This is a genomic window from Psychrobacter cryohalolentis K5 (genome assembly GCF_000013905.1).
In the GTDB taxonomy this organism is placed as follows: Bacteria; Pseudomonadota; Gammaproteobacteria; order Pseudomonadales; family Moraxellaceae; genus Psychrobacter; species Psychrobacter cryohalolentis.
In genome coordinates this window covers 1,940,088-1,965,354 of record NC_007969.1, presented here as the reverse complement: position 1 = coordinate 1,965,354, position 25,267 = coordinate 1,940,088, and the positions used below count along the sequence as shown (strand labels likewise).

General features: G+C 43.0%; 21 protein-coding genes. 8 read left to right on the top strand and 13 right to left on the bottom strand.

Features of this window, described 5'->3' with window-relative positions; genetic code table 11:
- Positions 1–42 precede the first annotated feature (42 nt).
- From PCRYO_RS08160 to PCRYO_RS08140, 5 genes are all read right to left on the bottom strand, one after another.
- Positions 43–2,385 carry an FdhF/YdeP family oxidoreductase gene (locus PCRYO_RS08160; protein WP_011513928.1) on the bottom strand — a complete coding sequence of 781 codons (2,343 nt, stop codon included), beginning with the start codon at positions 2,383–2,385 and terminating at the stop codon, positions 43–45.
- 456 nt (positions 2,386–2,841) lie between these two features.
- Positions 2,842–3,636: an ABC transporter ATP-binding protein gene (locus tag PCRYO_RS08155; RefSeq protein WP_011513927.1), complete on the bottom strand. Its 795-nt coding sequence runs from the start codon at positions 3,634–3,636 to the stop codon at positions 2,842–2,844.
- 31 nt (positions 3,637–3,667) lie between these two features.
- Positions 3,668–4,567, bottom strand: a complete 900-nt coding sequence (locus PCRYO_RS08150; protein ID WP_011513926.1) for an ABC transporter permease — start codon at positions 4,565–4,567, stop codon at positions 3,668–3,670.
- Positions 4,568–4,915: 348 nt separating this feature from the next.
- Positions 4,916–5,941: an ABC transporter substrate-binding protein gene (locus PCRYO_RS08145; protein ID WP_011513925.1), complete on the bottom strand. Its 1,026-nt coding sequence runs from the start codon at positions 5,939–5,941 to the stop codon at positions 4,916–4,918.
- A 139-nt stretch (positions 5,942–6,080) separates the two neighbouring features.
- On the bottom strand, positions 6,081–7,130 hold the full coding sequence (locus PCRYO_RS08140) for an ABC transporter substrate-binding protein (protein ID WP_011513924.1): 1,050 nt from the start codon (positions 7,128–7,130) through the stop codon (positions 6,081–6,083).
- Positions 7,131–7,552: 422 nt separating this feature from the next.
- Here PCRYO_RS08140 and PCRYO_RS08135 point away from each other — a divergent pair, with 422 nt between their 5' ends.
- Positions 7,553–7,990 carry a hypothetical protein gene (locus tag PCRYO_RS08135; protein ID WP_011513923.1) on the top strand — a complete coding sequence of 146 codons (438 nt, stop codon included), beginning with the start codon at positions 7,553–7,555 and terminating at the stop codon, positions 7,988–7,990.
- 99 nt (positions 7,991–8,089) lie between these two features.
- Here PCRYO_RS08135 and metG read toward each other — a convergent pair whose 3' ends face one another.
- Positions 8,090–10,192, bottom strand: coding sequence for a methionine--tRNA ligase (metG, locus tag PCRYO_RS08130; protein ID WP_011513922.1), 2,103 nt, complete (start codon positions 10,190–10,192; stop codon positions 8,090–8,092).
- Between the two features lie 408 nt (positions 10,193–10,600).
- Positions 10,601–12,016, bottom strand: a complete 1,416-nt coding sequence (locus PCRYO_RS08125) for a GntP family permease (protein WP_011513921.1) — start codon at positions 12,014–12,016, stop codon at positions 10,601–10,603.
- Positions 12,017–12,374: 358 nt separating this feature from the next.
- Between PCRYO_RS08125 and PCRYO_RS08120 the strand changes: the two genes are divergently transcribed.
- From PCRYO_RS08120 to dcd, 7 genes are all read left to right on the top strand, one after another.
- Positions 12,375–13,088, top strand: a complete 714-nt coding sequence (locus PCRYO_RS08120; RefSeq protein WP_011513920.1) for a CoA transferase subunit A — start codon at positions 12,375–12,377, stop codon at positions 13,086–13,088.
- Positions 13,089–13,164: 76 nt separating this feature from the next.
- On the top strand, positions 13,165–13,794 hold the full coding sequence (locus tag PCRYO_RS08115; RefSeq protein WP_011513919.1) for a CoA transferase subunit B: 630 nt from the start codon (positions 13,165–13,167) through the stop codon (positions 13,792–13,794).
- A gap of 126 nt (positions 13,795–13,920) precedes the next feature.
- On the top strand, positions 13,921–14,721 hold the full coding sequence (locus PCRYO_RS08110) for a 3-hydroxybutyrate dehydrogenase (protein ID WP_011513918.1): 801 nt from the start codon (positions 13,921–13,923) through the stop codon (positions 14,719–14,721).
- A 161-nt stretch (positions 14,722–14,882) separates the two neighbouring features.
- Positions 14,883–15,128 carry a hypothetical protein gene (locus PCRYO_RS08105; RefSeq protein ID WP_041753144.1) on the top strand — a complete coding sequence of 82 codons (246 nt, stop codon included), beginning with the start codon at positions 14,883–14,885 and terminating at the stop codon, positions 15,126–15,128.
- A gap of 358 nt (positions 15,129–15,486) precedes the next feature.
- Positions 15,487–16,713 carry an iron-sulfur cluster carrier protein ApbC gene (apbC, locus tag PCRYO_RS08095; protein WP_011513916.1) on the top strand — a complete coding sequence of 409 codons (1,227 nt, stop codon included), beginning with the start codon at positions 15,487–15,489 and terminating at the stop codon, positions 16,711–16,713.
- A gap of 144 nt (positions 16,714–16,857) precedes the next feature.
- Positions 16,858–17,997, top strand: a complete 1,140-nt coding sequence (locus PCRYO_RS08090; protein ID WP_011513915.1) for a DUF2804 domain-containing protein — start codon at positions 16,858–16,860, stop codon at positions 17,995–17,997.
- Positions 17,998–18,133: 136 nt separating this feature from the next.
- Positions 18,134–18,709: a dCTP deaminase gene (gene dcd, locus PCRYO_RS08085; protein WP_011513914.1), complete on the top strand. Its 576-nt coding sequence runs from the start codon at positions 18,134–18,136 to the stop codon at positions 18,707–18,709.
- A gap of 88 nt (positions 18,710–18,797) precedes the next feature.
- Here the strand turns inward: dcd and PCRYO_RS08080 are convergent, their stop codons facing one another.
- The 6 genes from PCRYO_RS08080 to PCRYO_RS08055 all read right to left on the bottom strand — a co-directional run bounded on the left by PCRYO_RS08080 (position 18,798) and on the right by PCRYO_RS08055 (position 25,088).
- Positions 18,798–19,241, bottom strand: a complete 444-nt coding sequence (locus PCRYO_RS08080) for a ClpXP protease specificity-enhancing factor (RefSeq protein ID WP_011513913.1) — start codon at positions 19,239–19,241, stop codon at positions 18,798–18,800.
- A gap of 126 nt (positions 19,242–19,367) precedes the next feature.
- Positions 19,368–19,982, bottom strand: coding sequence for a glutathione S-transferase N-terminal domain-containing protein (locus PCRYO_RS08075; RefSeq protein ID WP_011513912.1), 615 nt, complete (start codon positions 19,980–19,982; stop codon positions 19,368–19,370).
- Between the two features lie 202 nt (positions 19,983–20,184).
- Positions 20,185–20,898, bottom strand: coding sequence for a cytochrome c1 (locus PCRYO_RS08070; RefSeq protein WP_011513911.1), 714 nt, complete (start codon positions 20,896–20,898; stop codon positions 20,185–20,187).
- Positions 20,898–22,118 (bottom strand): cytochrome b, encoded by a 1,221-nt coding sequence (locus tag PCRYO_RS08065; protein WP_406626821.1) that lies wholly within the window; start codon positions 22,116–22,118, stop codon positions 20,898–20,900. The genes PCRYO_RS08070 and PCRYO_RS08065 overlap by 1 nt, the downstream gene beginning before the upstream one ends.
- 7 nt (positions 22,119–22,125) lie before the next feature.
- Entirely contained in the window at positions 22,126–22,710 is a 585-nt protein-coding gene (petA, locus tag PCRYO_RS08060) for a ubiquinol-cytochrome c reductase iron-sulfur subunit (RefSeq protein ID WP_011513909.1), read from the bottom strand.
- A 431-nt stretch (positions 22,711–23,141) separates the two neighbouring features.
- Positions 23,142–25,088, bottom strand: coding sequence for an ATP-binding cassette domain-containing protein (locus tag PCRYO_RS08055; protein WP_011513908.1), 1,947 nt, complete (start codon positions 25,086–25,088; stop codon positions 23,142–23,144).
- Positions 25,089–25,267: the final 179 nt, after the last annotated feature.

Sequence of the window (25,267 nt, the reverse complement as noted above, 5' to 3'; positions counted from 1 at the left end):
TGTGTTATCAATAAAATAAAAGTCCTAATGCCGAGATACCCATCATACGGCAGTTGCCATACTGCTTTGTTCAACACACTTCAATACCACGGTAACAGACTTATAAGCAGGTGTTCTGGATTCCGGCGCATGACTGTCCAAATCAAGGAGGTCATTACATTCAGGATAATAGGTTGCCACTGCATTCGCTGCAATATCCATCTCTGTTAGTATCAAAGGTCCTAACGTGCGCTCAGCATTTTGACTGTCTTGGCGCGATACCATGATTTGATCGCCTTTTTGCCAACCTAAGCGACTGATTTCATCTGGATGCATAAAGAGCACATCACGACGATCAGTCTGTCGGTAGCGATCTTGGAAGCCGAATATCATGGTGTTAAATTGGTCATGACTACGGACACTTGTTAGTTGCCAGACGTTTTGCTCAGCGGACTGGTTCATATCAAAGATTTGATTGTTTACTGAATTATTTTGATAATCGAATGTCGTTTGTGCCATTTGCGCGGCAACGTAGGTAATCGGATATTGCGGTACTTCAAACTGTGCTTTACCACTATCCGTATTCCAAATCCGATGACGCGCCGCATGATACAAGTGAAAACCACGCTCAGCGGCACGAATACGCTGATTAAAGTTTTCAAACCCTTCAATCGCTTGCGCAATATAATCACGAATAATATCAAAATCCGTACTCATCGCTTGCCAAGGGATTGAGGATTCAGTTCCAAGTACATGAGTTGCCATATCTGCAACGATTTGCGCTTCGGATTTTAGCGCGTCGCTGATAGGCTTTATGCGTCCTCTGGTCGCCACAACTTGACACATTGAGTCCTCAATAGTGGCAAACTGCTCACCTTTATCAGTGATGAGGCGCTCGGTACGACCGATGCAAGGCAGGATAAGGTTGTTTTTGCCCGGATATAACATGGTTTCATTGAGTTTGGTTGCTACAAAGACGTTCAGCTCTGTAGAGGTCAGTGCAGTTTGAATGGCACTCTTGTCTGGTGCTGCAACCGCATAGTTGCCACCCATACTAACAAAGGCTTTGATGTCGCCTTTTATTAGTGCCTTTGCACCGGCGATGACATCAAGCCCATCTTCTTGTGGCATCGGTTGCTTAAAAACACGCTCAAGACTATCAAGCAAGCTCTGCTTAGGGCGTTCATGAATACCCATGGTACGATCACCCTGCACGTTTGAGTGTCCACGTACAGGCGATGCGCCTGCACCATCGATACCAATCATACCCATCAACAATAGCAAGTTGGTAATCATGGCAACATTATCTTCGCCTTGGACATGCTGAGTGATGCCCATGCCCCATGTACAAATCGTTGCTGGACTCTCAGCAACCAACTTTGCGAGCATAATAATCTCTGCTTTACTAATGCCACAGCCAAGCTCTACATCCGTCCAAGATTGCTGATGTAACCAAGCATCCAGAGCGTCATAGCCTGAGGTATGCTGCTCAATAAAACCACTGTTCATTTTACCGTTTTTGGTGAGCCATTTGGCCATGCCGGTTAATAAAGCCGCATCGCCACCGATTTGTATTTGGATAACCTCATCGACCATCTCATCACTTTGACCTGCTGCCATATGGGAGGGTTTTTGTGGGTTTCTAAACTTGCTTAGACCCTGTTCACGCATGGGGTTGATAGAAATAATTCGGCAGCCTTGCTTATGGGCATGGGCGAGCATCTCAAGCATACGTGGGTGATTGGTTGCAGGATTTTGTCCAAACAATAAAATCAATTTAGCCTGCTCAAAATCTTCCAATATTACGGTTGCTTTACCGATGCCTAACTGCTTACCAAGCATCACTGACGTTGGCTCATGACACATGTTTGAGCAATCAGGCAAGTTATTGGTGCCAAAACAGCGCACAAATAGTTGAAACATAAAAGCAGGCTCGTTGGTCACCCGTCCTGAGGTATAAAACAGTGCTTCATCTGGCGAATCAAGCTGTTTTAATTGGTCAGCGATAATCTCATAAGCCGCTTGCCAAGAAATCGGCAGATAGCGGTCTTGAGCAGCATAATAATAGAGTGGTTCTGATAAGCGTCCACTGTGTTCAAGCTCATAGCCTGACCAGCCTTGTAACGCTGTGACTGTATTATTAGCAAAAAAAGTTGCGTCTGCTCGTCTGTTCATCGTTTCACTGGCGATGACTTTGATACCGTTTTCACAGACATCTATGGCCTTATTTGACTTGTGATCCGGCCATGCGCAGCCCGGACAATCAAAGCCGTCCTTTGGCTGATTGCTATGTAAGACGCTGATACTGCCGCGCAAAAAAGCCTTGTAATCCATTAAGGTACGCGTAGAGGCAATCAGTGCAGGCCAGCCCGCTGCAGGGTGTATATAAACAGGAATTTTGCGCATGATAAACCTTATAGGCGAGTGCTGATAGATAACGGTCATTTTACTAAGAGCAGATGTATAAACGCTTACTATATAATGGCTAGTGGCAAAGTGGCGATATCATTACCTATCAATAACAAAAACCTCAAAGCAAATCAGGCGTGGCTGATGAGTAGAGGACTTTGGTATATAAAAAGCGAGCTGATTCAAAAGATATAGTCAATGAAAAGTAATATCGACATATTATGTACTGCTGGTATCAATTTTTCTTTCTTGCTGTGCCTACGCAGACAGAGGCTGCAAAAAAATTTGTACCCGCAGTACCGTAGCGTTTTTAGGGTATGTTAACTATAGTGACGTTAGATTCTAAATTGGGAATAACGATCAGATATTATTTTTATCGTAAACTAAAAGCAAAAAACGCCTACGATTAAGTAGGCGTTTTTTATCTATATTCAAAGAAATACGGGTTATCGGTTAGCTTAATATTAAGCTGTCATCATCAACTTTCTCGCCGCGCGTTTGCTCAAACATATCGAGTAGATCGTGCACAGTCATGCCTTGACGTTTATCACCAGCCACATCTAATACCACTTGACCTTGATGTAGCATCACGGTACGCGTGCCATGAGCGAGCGCTTGCTGCATCGAGTGCGTGACCATCATGGTAGTAAGCTGATTGTCAGTGACAATTTTATCGGTTAGTTCTAACACAAAAGCGGCAGTCTTAGGGTCAAGCGCCGCCGTGTGCTCATCAAGTAATAGAATCTTAGAAGGCTGTAGTGATGCCATCAATAGGCTAACGGCTTGGCGCTGACCACCGGATAACAGACCCATGCGGTCAGTCAAACGATTTTCTAAGCCAAGTTTTAAGACCGACAATTTTTCGCGAAATAAGTCACGGTTATTTTGGTTTAGAGCAAAGTTTAAACCACGTTTGCCACCGCGTTTATAGGCAAGCGCCATGTTTTCTTCAATCGTTAACGCTTCACAAGTTCCCGCCATTGGGTCTTGAAATACACGAGCCACCCAATGAGCACGCTGGTGCGCGGTCTTTTTGGTGACGTCAATGCCATTTAGTAAGATTGAGCCACTATCGACGCGAGTGGTACCACTAACCGCGTTTAAAAAGGTCGATTTTCCCGCGCCATTGGTACCGATGACAGTGACAAATTCACCATCAGCGATATTTAAATCGATACCACGTAGGGCAGGGTTTTCAATGGGCGTTCCGGGATTAAAGGTCAACCGCAAATCTGTAGCTTGCATCATAATTATTATTCCTTATGGGTGCACATTGACATTAAGCCCGAACTTTACGACTTAAGAATTTATTTTTAGCTTTCGGCAATACCAATGCCAATACCACGAGTAGGGCAGTAATCAAGTTCAAATCTTGCGGACCAAAGCCGATACTACGTAGCGTATCGCTCGATAGTGCCACTTGAATAAACAGCTTGTATAACACCGCACCGACGACCACCGCAAATGTAATCAGCCAAATGCGTTTAGCGGGAATAATCGTCTCACCGATGATGACCGCTGCCAAACCAATAACGATAGTACCGATACCAATTGAGATATCTGCGCCACCTTGTGTCTGTACAAACAGTGCACCTGCTAGAGCAATCAAACCGTTAGAAATGGCCATACCGATGATGGTCATCCATGAGGTATTGATACCTTGTGCTTGCGCCATACGTAGGTTTGAGCCGGTTGCTCGCATAGATAAACCTGTTTCAGTACTATAAAACCAATTTAAAAATAACATGGCCAGTAGTACGACAATACCAATGATCAGACAGCGCATCCAATAGCCATTGCCATCATTGACTAAGGTACTAAAGACAGTCGTTTCACCCAATAGCGGCAAGTTTGGCGCACCCATAATACGTAGGTTGATAGAATAGAGCGCAACCATCACCAAGATACTGGCAAGGAGCTGTAGTATGCCAAGCTTAACGTGCAACCAAGCAGTGACGATACCAGCAATTGAGCCGGCTAGCATACCAAAGGCGCAGGCAAGCCATGGATTGACACCAGCGATGATAGAGATGCCAGCGACCGCACCACCTAATGGAAAACTGCCGTCAGCGGTCAAATCAGGGAAGTCGAGGGTACGAAATGAAATAAGGACGCCAAGCGCCACTAGGCCATAAATCAGACCACTTTCAAGTGCACCAAAAAAAGCAATTAAAGACATAAGAGATCAGTAAGTCATAACCAAGTGTTTAGAGAACCATGAGGTTGAGATGAGTGGCATATATCAGCATCATCTACAAGCCAAACACTTAGGCGGTGAATTTAACAGATTGTATAATCTGCAGCTAGGGTAAAGCGCAACCGATCACTGTCATAAATGATCATAATCTTTGCTTATTGAAAGCCTTTAAACAACAAGCCCAGCCTACTGACACATAGCTGGGTTTTGTTTGTAGCAATAATTCGTACCAATAAATAGCAAGGTAAAGCTAATGTAGACGATAATGGCAGCTTGCGCAATCAACATTATCATCTACTGTTTGTTTTATACTGATTATGTAAAAGGCAGTTACTCTACCACTTCTTTTGCTTTATCAATAACCGCTTGTGGTAAGGTGATGCCTTGCTCTTTAGCATGTTTTGGGCTGACATATAAGTCAAGAACTTTTGGCGTGTATACGGGAATTGCGCCTGCTTTTTCACCATTTAAGATACGTACAACGATTTTGCCAGTTTCACGACCAAGATCATAATAGTTGACGCCCAATGCTGCGATAGCACCGCGCTCAACTGAGCTGGTATCCGAAGCAATTAACGGAATCTTACTTTCTTTAGCGGCTTGATATAGTGACTCATAAGCTGAAACCACGTTATTATCCGTTGAGGTATAGATCATATCGACCTTACCTTCTAGGCTGCGTGCTGCCATCGCAATATCAGTACTACGCTGGGCAGGGGCTTCATGTACTTTGATGCCAAGTGGCGTCAGTTTTTCTTTTAGATTTTTTAGGATAATCGTTGAGTTGACTTCACCTGGGCTATAGACGTAGCCGACGTTTTTGAGACTAGGAATAATTTGGCGCATCAAGTCGATTTGTGGCTCATAAGGAAGCGCATCAGAACCACCGGTGACGTTGGTGCCAGAACCATCAAGTTTTGAGACCAGTTTGGCTTCAACCGGATCAGTAACTGCTGAAAATACCAGTGGAATACTGCTGGTGGCAGCAGCAACTGACTGAGCCGATGGCGTACCAATAGCAATGATAACGTCTGAATTGTCGGCGACGAATTGCTTGGCAATCTGACCAGCAGTAGCAGTATTACCTTGAGCACTTTGGAAGTTGACTTTCAGGTTTTCACCATCTTTAAAGCCGGCATCGTTTAGCTCATCGATTACGCCTTTACGTACGGCATCAAGTGCTGGATGCTCAACGATAGCAGTAATAGCAACCGTTTTCATTTCTGTTGTGGTATCGGTGCCCGCAGTACCATCAGTCGCGGTACCTTCTTTAGCTGGCTGATTACAACCAGTCAAAATAGCGGTACATATACCGCCCCATAAAAGAGCTTTGGCAAAACGATTCTGATACAACATGGGTCTTACTCCTGAAAATAATAATGTGTCCGTACATTATATAAAAGATAGATAGAAGGTCTTACGTACTGCGGTTATAAACAGTGTTTGTTATAAATTATAAGATATTTACTGCGTATTCACTCTTATCTACCAGCGATTATTTGCTGGCAGTTTTTACTTTTTCATCGACATTAATAGCATTTTTCAACAGCTCATCTGACAGTACTACACCTTGCGTTTTAGCATGTTTAGGGCTGACGTAGAGTGTCAATTCGTTCATGACTTCAGGCTTAACGGTACTGACCGCTTCACCATTTAAAATGCGATAAACCATCTTACCTGTCGTACGACCAAAATCATAATCATTGACACCAAGTGCTGCTGTGGCGCCGCGTTGGACACTGAATTCATCAGAGGCAACAATAGGCAGCTTTAGCTCATTGGCAGCTTGTGCCATCGCTTCAAAGGCTGAGGCAACATTATTGTCAAACGAGGTATAAATAATATCTGCGCGACCCTGTAAGCTACGTGTCGCCATACCGATATCGGTTGGACGGTTGGCTGGAATATCTAGTAATGATAAGCCACGTGCCGGCAGCGCTTTTTTAAGCGCATCACGCAATGATACCGAGTTGGCTTCACCAGGACTGTATACATAGCCAATGGTTTTGAGGTCAGGCTTGATTTTTTGTAGCAAATCTAGCTGTGGCTCTAATGGTAATTGGCTTGATAATCCGGTTAAATTGCTTTGAAAGGGTTTACCATCTGCAGTGATCAATTTGGCACCCAGTGGGTCTGAGACAGCGGTATATATAATTGGTATGGTCGTGGTTGCAGAGACGATAGATTGTGCCGATGGGGTTGAGATAGCGACGATGGCATCAGGATTGTCGCCGACAAACTGCTTGGCGATTTGTCCTGCGGTTGCGGTATTGCCTTGCGCACTTTGAAAGTTAACCTTTAGATTTTGACCTTCGACATAACCGTTGTCCGCCAACTCATCAATAATGCCGCGACGCATATCATCCAATGAGGGATGCTCAACGATTTGAGTGATTGCCAATGTTTTGGTAGGTTTTTGAGCAGTAGTGGTACTGTCATCGGTGGTCGTTGTAGTATCTGCAGGTTTAGAGCAGGCTGATAATCCAAGCGCGGCGCTCATCGCAGCACCAAGTAGGCTAAAGCGTAAAGTAGTAGCAAAAATCATTTTATAGTGGCTCGTAGGTTAGAAAGTGCAGGTTACCCGAGTCAATGTTATGTGAATGCTGAGATAACGGGCTAACATCAAAGTAATCAATCCATTGATCATTATGTTCATATTATGACAGTAATGTAACTTATCGCAATAAAAAATTAAAGCGTATTCGTCACCAGTGTTATTAAAGCAAGTATTGACTGTTTTATTTGGCAAAATCATCTTTATTCGGCAAAACGCTGCTTAAAAAACGCACAAACCAGCAATTCAGCGATTACAAACGCACTTTATAATGAACGCAAGCTAATTTCTATACGAAAGTTACAGTGAGTCTGAAATCCATATCATTATTAATCATGCTGACATTAGTGAATGTTCAACAGACTCTACCATCTACTTAATCTTTTTCAAATGAATATTTTAAGGATGACATTATGAACACTACTAATCTTAAGTTATTAACCATCGCTGGCATTACAGCGATCTCATTGATTTCCTTACCTGCTATGGCAAAAGAGGGTCACGGTAATAATCATGGCAAGGGCAAATCTGCGTATGTCGGTAAAGATAAGCATGAACAAGTACAGCTTAAGCAGCATCAGTTAGAAAAATATAAATTTAAAAATGGTTATAGCAGCAATGCCCAGCCTAACATTAATGCTTATCATCATGCTAACTCTAACGCCTCATTCAAGCGTGATCTCGATCAATACGGTTACAGAGTAGTCGGCAACATTGATAGAGATATTTATGATCGTTCGGTAATTTTAGACCGTTATGATGACCGCTATGTTCGTATTCGCACGCCAGAAAATAAAATTGTGACGGTCGTTAATGATACGTTGCAGATCATTGATATTTTGACCAGATAAACAGCAAGCTTACTTTCTATTCTTTTTAACATAAAAAACGGTCTATTTAGACCGTTTTTTGTTTTGTTCTTTTATTATTACTTGATTAATTTAACGTTTTTAAGCCAGTGAATCACCGATAACGGCTTCATCAGGTAAGGTAATTACCACCAGACCTGTTTTCGGGTCGCCTGACGACAATACCATGCCTTCTGATATGCCAAATTTCATCTTACGCGGTGCCAAATTGGTCACGCAAATAACCTTTTTACCTTGTAATTGCTCAGGCTCATAGAATTTGCGAATACCACTAAAGACGTTGCGAGGTTGTGCTTCACCAACATCTAGTGTGAACTGAAGCAGTTTGTCCGCGCCTTCGACATGGTTGCAAGCGATAACATGAGCGACTTTCATCTCGACTTTGGCAAAGTCCTCGATACCGATATAGTCTGCTTGTTCGGTACTGCTTGGCATTGCTGCAGGCGAGGTATTTTTTGCTGCTGCTTTATCGTCTTGGCTAGCGGTAGGCGCACCTACTTGTGTCAATGAGGCTTTAGAATCTTCAACCATCGCTGCAATATCTTTTTCTTCAATACGCTGCATCAGTGGTTTAAACTTATTAATTTGATGACCAAGCAACCACTCATTACGGCTGGCAAAACTTAAATCATCAATGTTCAAAAATTCTTTAGCATTGGCAGTCAGCTCAGGTAATACAGGCGCAAGATATACCATTAATTGACGGAAGATATTGATTGCTACTGAGCAGACGTCTTGAACTTCTTGCTCTGCGCCTTCAACCTTGGCAAGCGCCCACGGTTTTTTGTCATCGATGTATTCATTGGCTTTATCAGCACACTGCATAATCAGGCGCATGGCACGAGAAAATTCACGGTTTTCATAAGCCGCAGCAATTTCATCGCCCGTCTTGGTGATGTCTTCTAATAGGCTTGGCTCAGCACAGACGTCTGTCAGCATACCATCATACTTTTTGACCAAAAATCCAGCGCTGCGACTGGCGATATTGACTACTTTACCAACGAGATCAGAGTTAACCTTTTGCATAAAGTCTTCTAAATCAAGGTTAATGTCCTCGACTTTGTCAGATAACTTACTCGCAAAATAATAACGCAAGTACTCAGGATGCAAATGCTCAGCATAAGTGTCGGCTTTAATAAAGGTGCCGCGCGACTTACTCATTTTTTCGCCGTTGACCATCAAGAAGCCATGAGCAAAGACGCCAGTTGGTGTACGGAGTTCACTACCAGCAAGCATGGCAGGCCAAAATAGCGCATGGAAATAAACGATGTCTTTACCGATGAAGTGATAAACCTCGGTTTTATGCTCGTTTTCTTGCGCCCAATAATGGTCAAAGTCTAGAGCCTCTTCTGTACCTGCACGTTTATCACACAAGTTCTGAAAGCTTGCCATATAGCCAACAGGCGCATCTAGCCATACGTAGAAGTATTTGTCTGGCTCATCGCTTGGCGTGTCTGGAATTTGAAAGCCAAAGTAGGGCGCATCACGCGAGATATCCCAACTGGTCAAGCCGGCATCGAACCACTCTTGCAGCTTATTAGCAACTGAGGTTTGCAAGCGATTATCACTGCGCGTCCAATCCTTTAAAAATTGCTCAAACTCTGGTAAGTCAAAGAAATAATGCTTTGAAGTCTTTAGAATAGGCGTCGCATTTGATAACGTAGAGTACGGATTTTTAAGTTCTGTCGCATCATAAGTCGTACCACAAACTTCACAATTATCACCATATTGGTCGGTAGCGGCGCACTCAGGGCAGGTACCTTTAACAAAACGATCGGCTAAAAACAGCTGTTTTTCAGGGTCAAATAGCTGCTCCACATCACGAGTAGAGATATGACCTGCATCTCTAAGGCGGCGATAAATTAGCTCAGAAAATTCCCGATTTTCTTCTGAATGCGTTGAATGATAATTGTCAAAATTAATCAAAAACTTAGCAAAATCGGCTTCATGAGCAGCTTGCACATTGGCAATTTGCTGTTCTGGTGTTACGCCATTGTCTTCGGCTTTGAGCATGATGGCAGTACCATGAGCATCATCCGCACAGACATAAGTCACCTTATGACCTTGCGCCTTCATCGACCGTACCCAAATATCAGTTTGGATATACTCTACAAGATGCCCCAAGTGAATGTCTCCATTGGCGTAGGGCAGGGCACTGGTTACTAAAATCTCACGCACTTTCATCACCTATATTCTTATATAAACGGGTTGGTTATCAATAGAAATTGAAAAAGTGTGCCTATGATACCGTAATTCGGCTAAATTTGTGATATTCCTTACGAATTAATACGGTAATAAGCGCTATAGTTGATTCATTTTTAGAAGAGTGCAGCGCTACTGGTATTAATTATTCGTAGACTCTGTCTGCGTAGGCATAGCAAGCAAGAAAAGTTTATACCAGTAGTGCGTTATAATAAGTGTAATGTATTTATTGATATTTATGATAAAAGTCCAACATAGTAAATCCTTATAAAGCGCTCATAAAAACCCCGCTAAGCTTTTGCTTAGCGGGGTTTTTATGAGCGCTTTAAAACAGTAAAGCTGTCCGTTTTTTAAATTGACTTCATTATATGCTTTACTGATTCAACCCAATTAAAATGAACCAAACATCGTGCCCAAGGTAATGACAACGACGACAGCAATCAGTGGAATAATCATAGTGACCATTGCCAAGTTTAAGTAGGACTGTTTATGTGTCAGACCACAAATGGCCAACAAGGTAATGACCGCACCACTGTGCGGCAAAGTATCCAAACCGCCTGCTGCCATTACCGCCACTCGATGCATGAGTTCTGGATCAATACCGGCTGCGACTGCCATTCTTAGATAGTCTTCACCCAAGGTTGAAAGTGCGATACTCAAACCACCAGATGATGAGCCAGTAATACCAGCCAGCGTGGTCATAGCGACTGCTTCTGAGATGAGCGGATTGTCTGGCGTTAGATTCAAGATACTATCACGAATGAGAAGAAAGCCTGCTAATGACGCGATAACGGCACCATAGCCTACTTCCGACGCGGTGTTAAAGATCGGTAACATCGAGTCATAAGTACCGCGGTTGATGGTTTTTTGTAGGTTGGTCCAATGACCGAGACGCATGACGATTAGCACGATACAAGCTACAACCAATGAGAGGATGATCGACCATAGACCAAGCGAACCTGCGATATTCAAATCTGGGAACTGAGTCTGTAGACCACTAAAATCCATCGATGGGAAGACAAAGTAAGTTAGTAAAGCGTTCAAAATGATGACCAGTATCAGAGGAATCATCGCAACGGTGAATGAGGTATGATGGGTACTAAGCAAGTTGGTCTCTGCTGCGCCTCCACCAACACCGCCTACATCACTCTCATCATGCTGACCATATCCTTCACCAGCGGCATTCGCTTTTCTGGCACGCGATTGCAACCACAACCAACCACAGACAAACATGATCGTACCACCAATAAGCCCCAAGACAGGTGCGGCAAATACGTTGGTATTGTAATAAGGAATCGGAATAGCATTCTGAATGGCAGGCGTGCCAGGTAATGCTGTCATGGTAAAGGTAAACGAACCTAGGGCAATCGCTGCTGGAATCAAGCGCTTAGGAATATCAGCAGCTTTAAACAAGTCTTTGGCGATTGGATAAATAGCAAATGCCACGACAAACAGTGACACACCGCCATAGGTCAAAATACCGCAAACTAAGATAACCGCCAAAATTGCTTTACTGGCACCAAGCTTTTCGACCACCGTTTTGGCAATCGCTGTTGCCGCCCCAGAATCTGCCATCAAACGGCCAAAGAGTGCGCCCAATAAGAAGATAGGAAAGAATTTGAGTAGGAAGCCACTCAATGCGCCCATAAAGACATCAGTATAAGCAGGAATACTGCTTAAAAAATCACCTGAAAGCAGTACGGCTAAAGCAGCCATAATTGGCGCTAAAATCAGTACGGAATAACCGCGATAAGCAAAGAACATCAAAAGTAATAAAGTAATAATAATAGCAAGTGTGCTAAACATGATCGCCCTCCTTGGCTAAGTTAAGCCTGAGAGTATGCAGGGCATAGGGAAATACGTCAATAAAATTAAACGTAACGGGCAATTTAACGTATTTTATCAAACATTATTTTAGACAATTAGAATGGTAACCTCACCCATATTGCTCAAGCTGCGCTGCCTTGTACGCGCTTTATATTATTGTCTAGTCGCTGCTAGAATTATATGTTAAGTTATTACAGCTGTACGCTAGATTTTATAGTGATATAAATTGTATTGCTTTAAATATAAAACTGATTGGTAGTCTAGTGTTTGCTTAAATAAGCAAAACCTATAATGAATCAATGTAAATAATAAAAATGAGACGTGCAAGGAGATAAGCATGAGTCAATCAAAGGTGTATAACAGCGCAGAAGCGGCGTTGAGTGGTGTTGTGCGTAACGGACAAACGCTGGCGATCGGTGGTTTTGGTCTATGCGGTATTCCTGAAGCGTTAATCGAAGCATTGCGGGATAGTGGTGTTGAAGATTTGACGTGCATCAGTAATAACGCTGGTGTCGATGACTTTGGCTTGGGATTGTTATTACAGACGCGCCAAATTAAAAAAATGATCTCATCTTATGTGGGTGAAAATAAAGAGTTTGAGCGCCAGTACTTGGCAGGCGAGTTGGAAGTTGAGCTGACCCCGCAAGGCACCTTAGCAGAAAAACTACGTTCAGGTGGTGCAGGTATTCCGGCATTTTATACCGCAACCGGCGTTGGTACCTTAGTTGCTGAAGGCAAAGAAACCCGCGAATTTGACGGTCGTACTTATGTGCTTGAGCATTCATTACGCGCTGATGTGTCTCTAATCAAAGCGCAGAAAGCGGATAAAGCAGGTAACTTAATCTTTAATAAAACGGCGCGTAATTTTAATCCAGACTGTGCGATGGCGGGCAAGATTACTATTGTTGAAGTTGAAGAGATCGTAGAAACAGGCACCTTAAATCCTGATGAGATTCATCTGCCGGGTATTTTTGTGCAGCGTATCGTATTGAATAGCAGCCCTGAAAAGCGTATCGAAAAGACAACAACTAAAGTGGTCGAAGGCGCTTAGTCATTGCGATTACAGCATAATTAATAAATTATTAAATTTATAGTAATAGAATATCGTAAAAATTAAGGAAGCTATCATGGCATGGACAAGAGAGCAGATGGCACAGCGTGCCGCACAAGAGTTACAAGACGGTTATTATGTTAACTTAGGCATCGGTCTACCGACACTCGTTGCAAACTATATCCCTAAAGACGTCGATGTCTGGCTACAGTCAGAAAACGGCTTATTAGGTATTGGCGAGTTTCCTACTGCAGAAAACGTCGATGCAGATTTGATTAATGCAGGTAAACAAACGGTCACTGCCGAATCAGGTGCGAGTTATTTTAGTAGTTCAGAGTCGTTTGCGATGATTCGTGGCGGTCATGTTAACCTTGCAATATTGGGCGCGATGGAAGTCTCAGAGCAGGGCGATTTGGCAAACTGGATGATTCCCAAAAAAATGGTTAAAGGCATGGGCGGCGCGATGGATTTGGTCGCAGGCGTACAGCGTGTGATTGTGCTCATGGAGCAAGTTAATAAACACGGCGAGCCAAAAATCCTTGCCAATTGCGAATTACCACTGACAGGGAAAGGCGTTGTTGATCGTATTATCACAGAGCTTGCGGTACTTGATGTGACTGATAATGGTCTAAAACTGGTTGAGTTAGCAGATGGTGTTAGCTTCGATGAGCTACAAGAAAAAACACCAGTGAGCATTGCTCAATAGCTTTGATAAACCACTTAATAGTTCAAATACTGATTAGTAAATTTTTTAATAGCCACTATATTTTAGTGGCTTATTTATAGGCTTCATTCATCACTACACACCATCACCTATTATTAAGGATAATATATGGCGATCCAATTACAACAAGATTTGACTGGCAAAGTAGCATTGGTCACAGGCGCTGCCAGCGGTATCGGACGTGATATCGCCGAAACTTATGCTAAGGCAGGCGCGGTAGTCGGTATTGCAGATATTAATATTGAAGCGGCTCAGCAAACTGTCGATGCTATTGAAGCCGCAGGCGGGCGTGCCGTTGCAATTGCGATGGATGTAACGTCTGAAACTGCTGTTAATGACGGTGTTCAGAAACTGGTCGATACCTTTGGCGGTATTGATATTCTGGTATCTAACGCCGGTATCCAAATCATTGACCCTATCCATAAAATGGCATTTGAAGATTGGAAAAAAATGCTCGCCATTCATCTAGATGGGGCGTTTTTGACCACCAAAGCTGCCGTACAGCATATGTATAAAGATGACAAAGGTGGCACAGTGATTTATATGGGTTCTGTGCATTCACATGAAGCCTCATTATTTAAAGCACCTTATGTCACCGCCAAACATGGTTTACTTGGTCTATGTCGCGTATTGGCAAAAGAGGGCGCTGCCCATAATGTACGCTCGCATGTGATATGCCCAGGGTTTGTCAAAACGCCTTTAGTCGAAAAGCAAATTCCTCAGCAAGCGGCTGAAAAAGGCATTAGCGAAGAGTCAGTAGTGAACGATATTATGCTAGTTAATACGGTTGATAAAGAATTTACTACGGTTGATGATATTGCTCAACTGGCTTTATTTTTGGCTGCATTTCCAAGCAATGTCTTTACCGGACAATCGATTGTCGCAAGCCATGGCTGGTTTATGAATTAATAGTACGAATTAAGAACTTGTTTGGTCAGTCAGCTTAATTGCTATAAGCTTCCTAAAAAAGACCAATCGACTAGGATTTAGTTTTATATTGACCAGAGCCAATGATATTGGCTCTTTTTTATGAGTACTCGTTGGGCTATCTTGAGCGCAGGGATAAGGTGATGAATAATAAAGACATATCAGTAAAGTTAAGCGATACTATTGAAAGACAGGATTTTAAGCGCGCGATTGATGCGGTGCAGACTTTACGTCCTAGTGATATTGTCGATATCACAGCGCTGATTAAGCCCAAAATTGCTAGGCAGTTATTACAGCAATTGCCCAATCGCTCGACGATATTTGCGTATCCAGATACCGATATTCAGGGGACGTTTGCTTCGGTATTCCTCGTGCTGTATTCGCGATGATTCCATAGGGTCGCTGGTATTGGTATTGGTATTGGTATTGGTATTGTTAATGAGTATGATGTCTGTGGTGATGATAAGCTGCGAGCTTGCCTTTTGTATTGAACAAACTCAACCTTGTCTCGTGTCATAAAGTAATTCATCTATGTTATTTGATATCGATGATACCGTAGGATCAAAGCTGTACGCAAAATGCTGTCTTACTGCCATCATGGTTTTTTTATGCTTGCAATTGAGCTACACTGACACGATAAAAGGTTTGGCTAAAAAGCTTATGGCTTCTATCGTTAATTATTCTCGTTATAGTATTAATAATACTTTTTAGCATACCAACCCACTTGTATAGGCAGTCACGGTCGCTATGTTTAATTTTATGAAGAAAAAACCCACCGCACAAAAGGAAACTCCAGAGCAGAAAGCTGCGCTTGATAGCGCTGTTGATAAAGTATTGCTGGGTTATCATGTTGGGGATAGCAGTATTGCTACGATGGTCACTGGGCTTGAGCGTAATGGTGGTGAGCTGACATTAGAGTTGCGTCTGCCACATGAAAGCGATCCTGAGGCCATTCAGCAAGCGCTTGGGCAGTTATTACAGCCGCATGGTATTCAAAGCATTCATATGAATGTTCGGATACCAGCGCCGATGAAAGGTGAAGGCTCAAGTTTGCCAAAAGCAATGCCAAAAACCACCAATGCGATGGATAGTCATAGTAAACCTGTTGCCAAAAGCGATGATAGTACGGTAAATGCTGAACCACCTATCACTAAGCAAGCTCCTACCCAAGCGTCGTTGTCCGCTCATCCGCGTATTCGTCATATCATTGTCGTTGCCTCTGGTAAGGGCGGCGTGGGAAAATCAACCACTACTGTCAATATCGCCTTGGCATTACAAAAGCTCGGCAACCGCGTTGGTGTATTAGATGCTGATATTTATGGACCCAGTATGCCAGCGATGCTAGGTGTGAATAGTGTCAGACCTGAGCTTGAAAATGAGCAGTTTGTGCCAATTAATGCGCATGGACTAGCGATGTTATCGATTGGCAGCTTGCTTGATGGTGATAATACGCCTATCGCATGGCGCGGTCCAAAAGCGACCGGCGCGTTGATGCAGCTATATAATCAAACCAATTGGCCACAGTTAGATTACTTAGTCATTGATATGCCACCAGGCACCGGTGATATTCAGCTCACCCTTGCTCAGCGTATTCCGGTGACGGGCGCTGTCATTGTGACGACGCCGCAGCATATTGCGTTACTTGATGCCCAAAAAGGCATTGAGATGTTTAATAAAACCAATATTCCTGTGCTTGGCGTGGTTGAAAATATGGCGCTGCACACTTGTAGTAACTGCAATCATACTGAAGCTATCTTTGGTACAGGCGGCGGCGAAAAGATCGCTGAGCAATATCAAGTGCCGCTATTAGGACAGCTTCCACTGGCAAGCGCTATCCGTGCACAGGTAGATAAAGGTGAGCCAAGCGTATTAGTCGATGATGAGTTTGCGTCTTACTATCTGAGTATTGCCAAAAATATTGAAACCAATATTAATAAGTTTGCCAAACCGGTTAATGATAAGCGTATTTTTTAATGGTTATAGTTTCCTACTAGGAATCACAGCGTTTTATTTTTAATGGGCTATTGTTTGCTATTATAGTGAAGTATTAGTTAGCAATAGCCATTACATAACAAACTGCTTAACTCTTGGTATAAATTTGGCTAGGATGCCGCCATTATGATTCAAAACAATCATCAACCTTTTTCTGATATCGCTAATGAATTGAAACCAGCGGTGCTCGACCAACTAATCCAAAAAGGTCAGCCTCATTCTGGTATTTTTGCCCAAATCAAAGACATCAACTATTTAGATTATCACAGCCACCTTATCTCACAGAAACCTCTGCCCAATTGGCGTAAAGATTTAAAAGCCAACCAATTCTGCTTTATTCAAATCATTCAACCACCTTATCGAGTCTGCTTGGCACTGGCGACCATTAAGCTTGCGACCAGTGCTTTTGTTTATCTTTATAATGATGAAACAAACGAGATAGAGGTGTGTGAAGCCTTGCAGCCTTTGACGCTTGATACGCGTTTAGAGGGTAGTTGCTATCAAGGGCAGATGGCATTTAAACATAAAAAGCTGACATTGACGTTAGATTTTACCCCGTCACAAGTCAACGTTGTGTTAGACAGTCAGTATCTGGCTATTGAAACAACGTTACAGCGGCAGTCGCAGCCATTGGCGGTCTGCACACCGACTGGCAGGCGTGGCTGGACTTTTACGCAAAAAGAGCCGCTTACCAAAATCGTAGGTCACTTAGCTATTAAGGCCAATTCAACGTTTAATAATGGACAACAAGTTCAGAAAATATCATTCAATGATGACACTATTGCCAATTTAGATTGGACACTTGGATATATGCGTCATGAGACCAATTGGTTTTGGAGTTGTATCAATAGCTATTTGCTAGATGGTCGTCATTTCACATTGAACTTATCGATGGGTGTTAATGAAACGGGCGCTAGTGAAAATGCGTGCTGGCTAGATGGGCAGATATTTTATTTACCGCCTGTTATGTTTATTCGTGATGCTCTAAATTTGCCACCCAATCAGCAAGACAACGTTGCTAATAGGTTAGATGCCACACCGCAGCCTTGGCACATCTATCATCAAAACCTTGGCTGGAGCAATGTTGATATTGATTTAACCTTTACCCCTATGACGGTTTATAAGAAGACCGATAACTTTGGTATCGTTGCCAGTATTTTTGAGCAATGGCTTGGTTTTTATAATGGTGAGATTCGAATCAAACAAGAGGTGATTAAGCTTGATAATGTGATGGGACTGGCAGAAGATCATTATGCAAAATGGTAGGCGATTATCATTTTGACTAGAGATTTATTTTAAACGTAGCCAAGCCTATAAATTGAGCGCTCAATTCCGTATAATCGTCGCTATCAAAATACCATTCATATTATAAGTTTTATTTTATATCTGCTAAGGAATAACAATGTCTATCAAGTCTGACCGCTGGATTCGTAAAATGGCCGAAGAACATGGCATGATTGAGCCGTTTGAAGCCGGTCAAGTACGTTTTAATGATGCCGGTGAGCGTTTGGTCAGTTACGGTACCTCAAGCTATGGTTATGATGTACGCTGCGCGCCTGAATTTAAAGTTTTCACCAACGTACATTCAGTAATTGTGGACCCTAAAAACTTTGACGAGAAAAGCTTTATTGATGTCATCGGTGACGAGTGTATTATTCCGCCTAATTCTTTTGCATTGGCTCGTACGATGGAATATTTCCGTATTCCACGCGATGTATTGACTATTTGTCTTGGTAAATCAACCTATGCCCGCTGCGGTATCATTGTCAATGTCACACCACTTGAGCCTGAGTGGGAAGGTCATGTGACTTTAGAGTTTAGTAATACCACCAATCTTCCTGCGCGTATCTATGCTGGCGAAGGCGTTGCGCAAATGCTATTTTTCCAAAGTGATGCTGATGATGTCTGTGAGACGAGTTATAAAGATCGTGGTGGTAAATACCAAGGACAGCGCGGTGTTACCTTACCAAGAACCTAATCGTTTAAGGTTATAATCACTTTTGGGCTGACAACAAAAAAAGCTGAACATATTTAATATGCTCAGCTTTTTTATGCGATATATTTTGTTATTTTAATACTTTTAAACCAGCTTTATTATGACGTTTGGGCTTAGGAGCTGTTACGTTTGTTTTAGAGCTGCTACTCGCAACGGCATCGTCTTCAGGCACATAATTGTCATATTCATTGGGGTCAAAAAACATCCCTTGAGAATTCTCTTTTGCATAAATACCTAGCACTGCTGTGAGCGGTACCCAGATCTCTTGTGATACACCGCCAAATCGCGCACTAAAGTGGATATAGTCATTCTCCATACTCATATTACCGGTGGCACGGCTGGCAATATTGAGCACGATACGACCATCTTGCACATGCTCTTTTGGAATTTGAACATTATCGGCGGTTGCATCGACCATCAGATACGGCGTAAGCTCATTGTCTTCTATCCATTGATACAAGGCACGTATCATATAAGGACGTGTTGGAGTAATAGATGTGGTTTCTTCGCTCATCTTTGGCTTCCTATATTGACGGTATTAAGTAAGGGTTAAAAGGTATCAGCGGCAAAAGATTATTTGCAGAAATTCATTTGCGCTTCATTATTTGTTATTTTAAGGCAGCATTTGACTGTTGTCTAATTAACGCACGCTTTTTTGAAAGCTATCTCGCTCAAAAACCCGTTTTTGATAGTCAAACAGAGGGCGGCTGATAGCACGTGGTAGCTCAATGTCCATCTCTTCCAATCGCCATAATAAAGGTGCTAGCAGCACATCACACCAGCCAAACTCATCTGCCATAAAGTAAGACTTGTGCGCAAATAATGGTGATATAGTGATGAGCGAATCGCTCAGCTGTTTTCTAGCCATAACCGCTTGGACTTTATTAAAGCTGTCTGGATGCATAAGCAATCGCTTACCGAGTGAGAGCCAATCGCGCTGAATACGCCATGCTAACTGGCGAAATTGTGCCCGCTCTTGTGGCGTCTCAGGCAAGAGCTTATTGGCATGATAACGCTCTTCAAGGTACTCAAAGATGACGTTAATCTCATAAAGCGCAATTTCACGCTGCTGTAGGACAGGTAAAGTATGATAAGGGTTTAGCTCGGTTAAATCCTCAGGACGCTCAGAATGCAAACGTGATAAATAATAAGCGAGCTTCTTTTCTTCAAGCAATAGGCGCACCACATGACTGTCGTAGCCGTCATCAGCATATAAAATTAGCTGACTACTTGGAATGTCATTCGCATCAATCATGAAAGCCTAATGTTAATAGTAAAGCCTGCCATCGTAAACAATGTTGCTGTGTTTATCAAGGTAGCGTACGTAAACACTGTCGCTTAAAAATTTGGCGCTTAGTTTGCTTTTGCGGCTGATTTATAAATGTTTAAAGCATAAAAAAGCACTACCGAAGTAATGCTTTTTTTATACCAATATCTTGCTCGATTATCAATATCGCTTATTTGATATCTTTCCAGAATTCTTTATTGAGCAAGTAAACTGGAATCAGTAACACAAGTAAGAATAAAATCACAAAGAAACCAATCACTTTACGGTCATGACGAACAGGTTCTGCCATCCATGCCATAAAGTTAACCAAGTCACCTACTTCAGATTCGAACTCTTCCTGACTCAGCTCTTCTTGCATGTTATGCAAAACGTGAGGCATTGCCGCATTTGCGAGGACTAAGTTATTAGCACCCCAAGGACGGCTTGGATCTTCGTAAAAAGACAATAGGTAAGTGTAAACCCAATCATCGCCGCGCAGTCTTGTCTCAAGTGACAAATCTGGAGGAGCCGCGCCAAACCATGAGGCTTGTACTTCAGGGTCAATCTCAGCATCGATATGATCACCGATCTGATCGGTCGTCACCATCAAATACTTTTCGACCAACTCAGGTGGTATCTCTAAGTCTTTAGCGATGCGTGAGTGACGAACGTACTTGGCTGAGTGACACCCAGCACAGTAGTTCATAAACGTCTTAGCACCGTTTTGTAGTGAGCCCTTATTGGTAAAATCAATAGGCGCTGTACTACAAGCCAAATGCTCTACAATGCCCTCAGCATTGGTAAACGTACCGCAGCCACTACCTGCTGCTAGAGCGCTACCAGCAGTCAAAGTTAATGCCGCGCCTAAGCCCAAACCTGCTAGGGATTTAATTAGCGTGCTCATTAGTGACCTCCGGTAACGCGTTCTGGTGGCTGTTTACACTTCTCAATGGCAGTGTAAAACGGCATCAATAAGAAGAACAAGAAATACAATATGGTAAAGATACGAGCCATTATGGTTGCTGTTGGAGTGGTAGGCGTCGCACCTAAATAACCCAATACTAAGAAACTAATAGCAAACACGGTTAAAGCGATTTTAGATAAAATGCCTTTATAACGTATCGAGCGTACTGGCGATCTATCAAGCCAAGGTATTAAGAACAATACGGCAATAGCAGCACCCATCGCAATCACACCACCAAGCTTATCAGGAACGGCACGTAAGATGGCATAGAAAGGCGTGTAATACCATACCGGTGCAATATGCGCTGGTGTTTTTAGTGAGTTGGCAGTCTCAAAGTTTGGTGGCTCAAGGAAGAAGCCGCCGCCTTCTGGGAAGAAGAATACCACAGCAAAGAATAAGATAAAGAAGACAACAATACCCACCATATCGTGTACGGTGTAGTACGGATGGAATTCGATACCATCTAATGGCACGCCGTTTTTGTCTTTTAGCTTCTTAATGTCAATACCATCAGGGTTATTAGAACCCACATGATGCAGAGCCACTAAATGCATAAAGACTAAGCCCACAAGTACAAGCGGAATCGCCACAACGTGTAGAGCAAAGAAGCGGTTTAGCGTGATACCTGAAATAATATAATCACCACGAACCCACTCAGCAAGACCATCGCCAATCACAGGCAGAGCCGCAGGTAGGTTTAGAATAACCTGAGCACCCCAGAACGACATGTTGCCCCAAGGAAGTAGGTAACCGAAGAAACCTTCTGCCATCAATGCTAAGTAAATACCCATACCGATGAGCCAAATAAGCTCACGCGGTTTTTGGTATGAACCATATAGCAAGGCTCTGAACATATGCAAGTAAACAACTACGAAGAACGCAGATGCGCCAGTCGAGTGCATATAACGGATGAGCCAGCCACCCTTAACATCACGCATGATATATTCAACAGACGCAAATGCCCCTTCGGCACTTGGGTTATACATCATCGTCAGCCAAATACCAGTTACTAACTGATTGACCAGTACCACCATTGATAACACGCCAAAGAAGTACCAAAAGTTAAAGTTCTTTGGTGCATAGTACTTTGACATATGATATTCGTAGGTTTCAGTCGCAGGAAAGCGCGCGTCCACCCAATGCATTAACTTTTTACCCATGCTCATATTAAGCCTCCCCAATCGTCAAGATGGTACCATCCATGTTGTACTCTGGGATAGGTAAGTTAAGCGGTGCAGGTACGCCACTATAAACGCGACCCGCTAAATCGTATTTAGAGCCATGACATGGGCAGAAAAACCCGCCATACCAGTCATTACCACCTAAATCGGCTGCGCCAACATCAGGACGGTAGTTTGGTGCACAGCCTAAATGTGTACAGACGCCTTCTACCACCAATACTTCTGGCGAGATAGAGCGTTCAGGATTTTTACAGTACTCAGGTTGCAAAGAGGCACTAGAATCAGGGTCAGACAATAATGGCTTTACTGACTCAAGCAGGGTGAGCATCTCTTCAGTACGCTTAACCACAAAGATGGGTTTGCCACGATATTTGACAACAATCATTTGTCCTGCTTCGATAGAACCAATATCTTGGGTCACTGCCGCACCGGCAGCTTCAGCTTTAGCACTTGGGGTCCAAGAGCGGACAAAAGGTGTTGCCACAGCAGCTACCCCAGCTGCACCAATTACGGCAGTCGAGGCAATCAGAACTCTACGGCGTTGTACGTTAACGCCTTCGGCATGGCTCATTAATACTTCCTCCAGGTGAATGAAATGGGATTATCCCACACTGGGTTTGTGACTTAGAATAGAAACAATTATCAAGCCACGTTAGCTGTGCCTAATTTTGCTAATTGTTGCTATTCTAAGCTATTTTGGTCATAAAATAAATTATTGTGTTAAAAATAAAGCAACCTCGATAGGGCACGCTAAAACGTTAAACAAGACAATTAAGACATAACATCTTGATCATCATTGTTTAACACCGGCTTTATATCAACAAAAATGTTATAGATAATGACCTTATAAATGATAAGGGTATTCGGCAATAGCGAATGATACTTGAAATTACGACAATGTTCACTAACTTTCAGCACATCACTACTTTGTAAGTCGCTGTGACGCTATTATCACCACTTTATATTATAAAGTGATGATAATTACATGCACAAAGACTTAGATTAGCTCTCAAGCGTATTCCAGCGTTCAAGCTTAATCATCATCTCATCTTCAATGGCAAGCAGTCGCTCACTAGCAGCTGTTGCCGCATCAAAATCTTGATTAAACCAAGTACCGTCGGCTAGCTTTTCTTCTAGCTGCGTTTGTTCCGCTTCTAAAGCAGCGATCTCTTTTGGTAACGCATCAAGCTCACGCTGGTCATTGAAATTAAGCTTTTTAGCAGCAGTATTAGGTTTCGCTACTGCCGCTGATTTATTAACAGATTTGCTGTTGGCAGTAGTATTACTACTAGAAGATTTAGCTGCTTTAGAAGCTTCTTCGCGGTTTTTTTGTACCAAATACTCTTGATAGCCGCCGACATACTCGCTGACGGTGCCTTTACCATCTTCATCAGTATCAAATACCCAAGTGGAAGTGACGACATTGTCCATAAATGAGCGATCATGGCTAATGAGCAAAATCGTACCACCAAAGCTGGCGACGGATTCTTCTAGTAGCTCAAGTGTCGCCATATCCAAGTCGTTGGTTGGCTCATCGAGTACGAGGATATTTGCAGGTTTTAATAATTGCTTAGCTAGTAGCACGCGGTTACGCTCACCACCTGATAATGCTTTGACGGGCGTACGGGCACGCTCTGGCGCAAATAAGAAATCTTGTAGATAGCTCATAATGTGCGTTTTACGACCGCCGACTTCGACGAAGTCAGAGCCTTCTGAGACGTTTTGCGCCACACTGGCTTCCAAATCTAACTGATCACGCAGCTGGTCAAAGAAAGCAATTTTTAAGTTAGTACCTAATTCAACGCTGCCTGTTTTGATCACATCATCGTCTGACATATCGAGTAGGGCTTTAATAAGCGTGGTTTTACCTGCACCATTCGGACCGACGATACCGATTTTGTCACCGCGCATGATGGTAGTGCTAAAGTTATCGACCAATACATGATCATCATATTGTAGATGTAGGTTTTTAACCTTGCAGACCAGCTTGCCGCTTTTCTCGCCTTGACCCATGGTAATATTGACATTACCGACTTGCTCACGGCGGTCGCTACGCTCTTCACGCAACGCTTTTAGCTCACGCACACGACCTTCGTTACGGGTACGGCGTGCTTTGATACCTTGGCGAATCCAAACTTCTTCTTGTGCCAATTTTTTATCAAAGTTGGCATTATTCTTCTCTTCAGCTAGTAACTGTAGCTCTTTTAATTCTTGGTAGCGTGCATAGCCACCTTCACCTTGAGTGACGTCATAGCTGGTCAATTGACCGCGATCAAGCTCAATGATACGAGTCGATAATTTATTCACGAATGCTCTATCATGGGTAACGAACAATAATGTCAGACCTTGCCAATCTAATAAAAAGCGCTCAAGCCACTCAATGCTATCAACGTCCAAATGGTTGGTCGGTTCATCGAGAAGCAATACGTCAGGTTTAGTCACTAACGAGCGTGCTAATAAAACACGGCGCTTACGACCACCAGATAGTGACGATAAGTCATCGTCTGGATCGAGACCCATTGTCGTGATAAGACGTGTTGCTTCGCGCTCTAAATCCCAACCATGTACCGCATCGATATCATGCTGCAAGTCTGCCATACGCTCGCAGGCATCCATGTCACCATTGGCACACAAATCAGTTTGCGCATTATAGTTAATCAGCAGCTCGGCAGTGCGTTTGCTGCCACCCATAACGATATCTAAAATTCTACCGCTGGTTTCAGGTACATCCTGCTCGAGCATAGCGACGCGTACACTATTATTAATAATAACTTCGCCGCTATCAGGCAACAATGTGCCATTAATCAGTTTAAATAAGGTGGATTTGCCTTCGCCATTGCGACCAATTAAGCACACGCGCTCGCCTGAATCGATAGCAAAGTCAATACCATCAAGGACAGGAGCGACGCCAAAGGCTAAGTGAATATCTTTTAAATGTATCAGTGCCATAGAGTATCTTAAGCTTATATAATAGTGAGGTAGGGGTTGTTGCAAAATTTGCAGCAGTATAACATGCTGCCACGTAACTGTAGCGTGCGTAAATAGATTTATCAGCACGATTTTATGACGATTAATTTGTCAAGCAATGTAGAACATCTTATCAAGGCTTTAGCCATCGTTAGCCATCG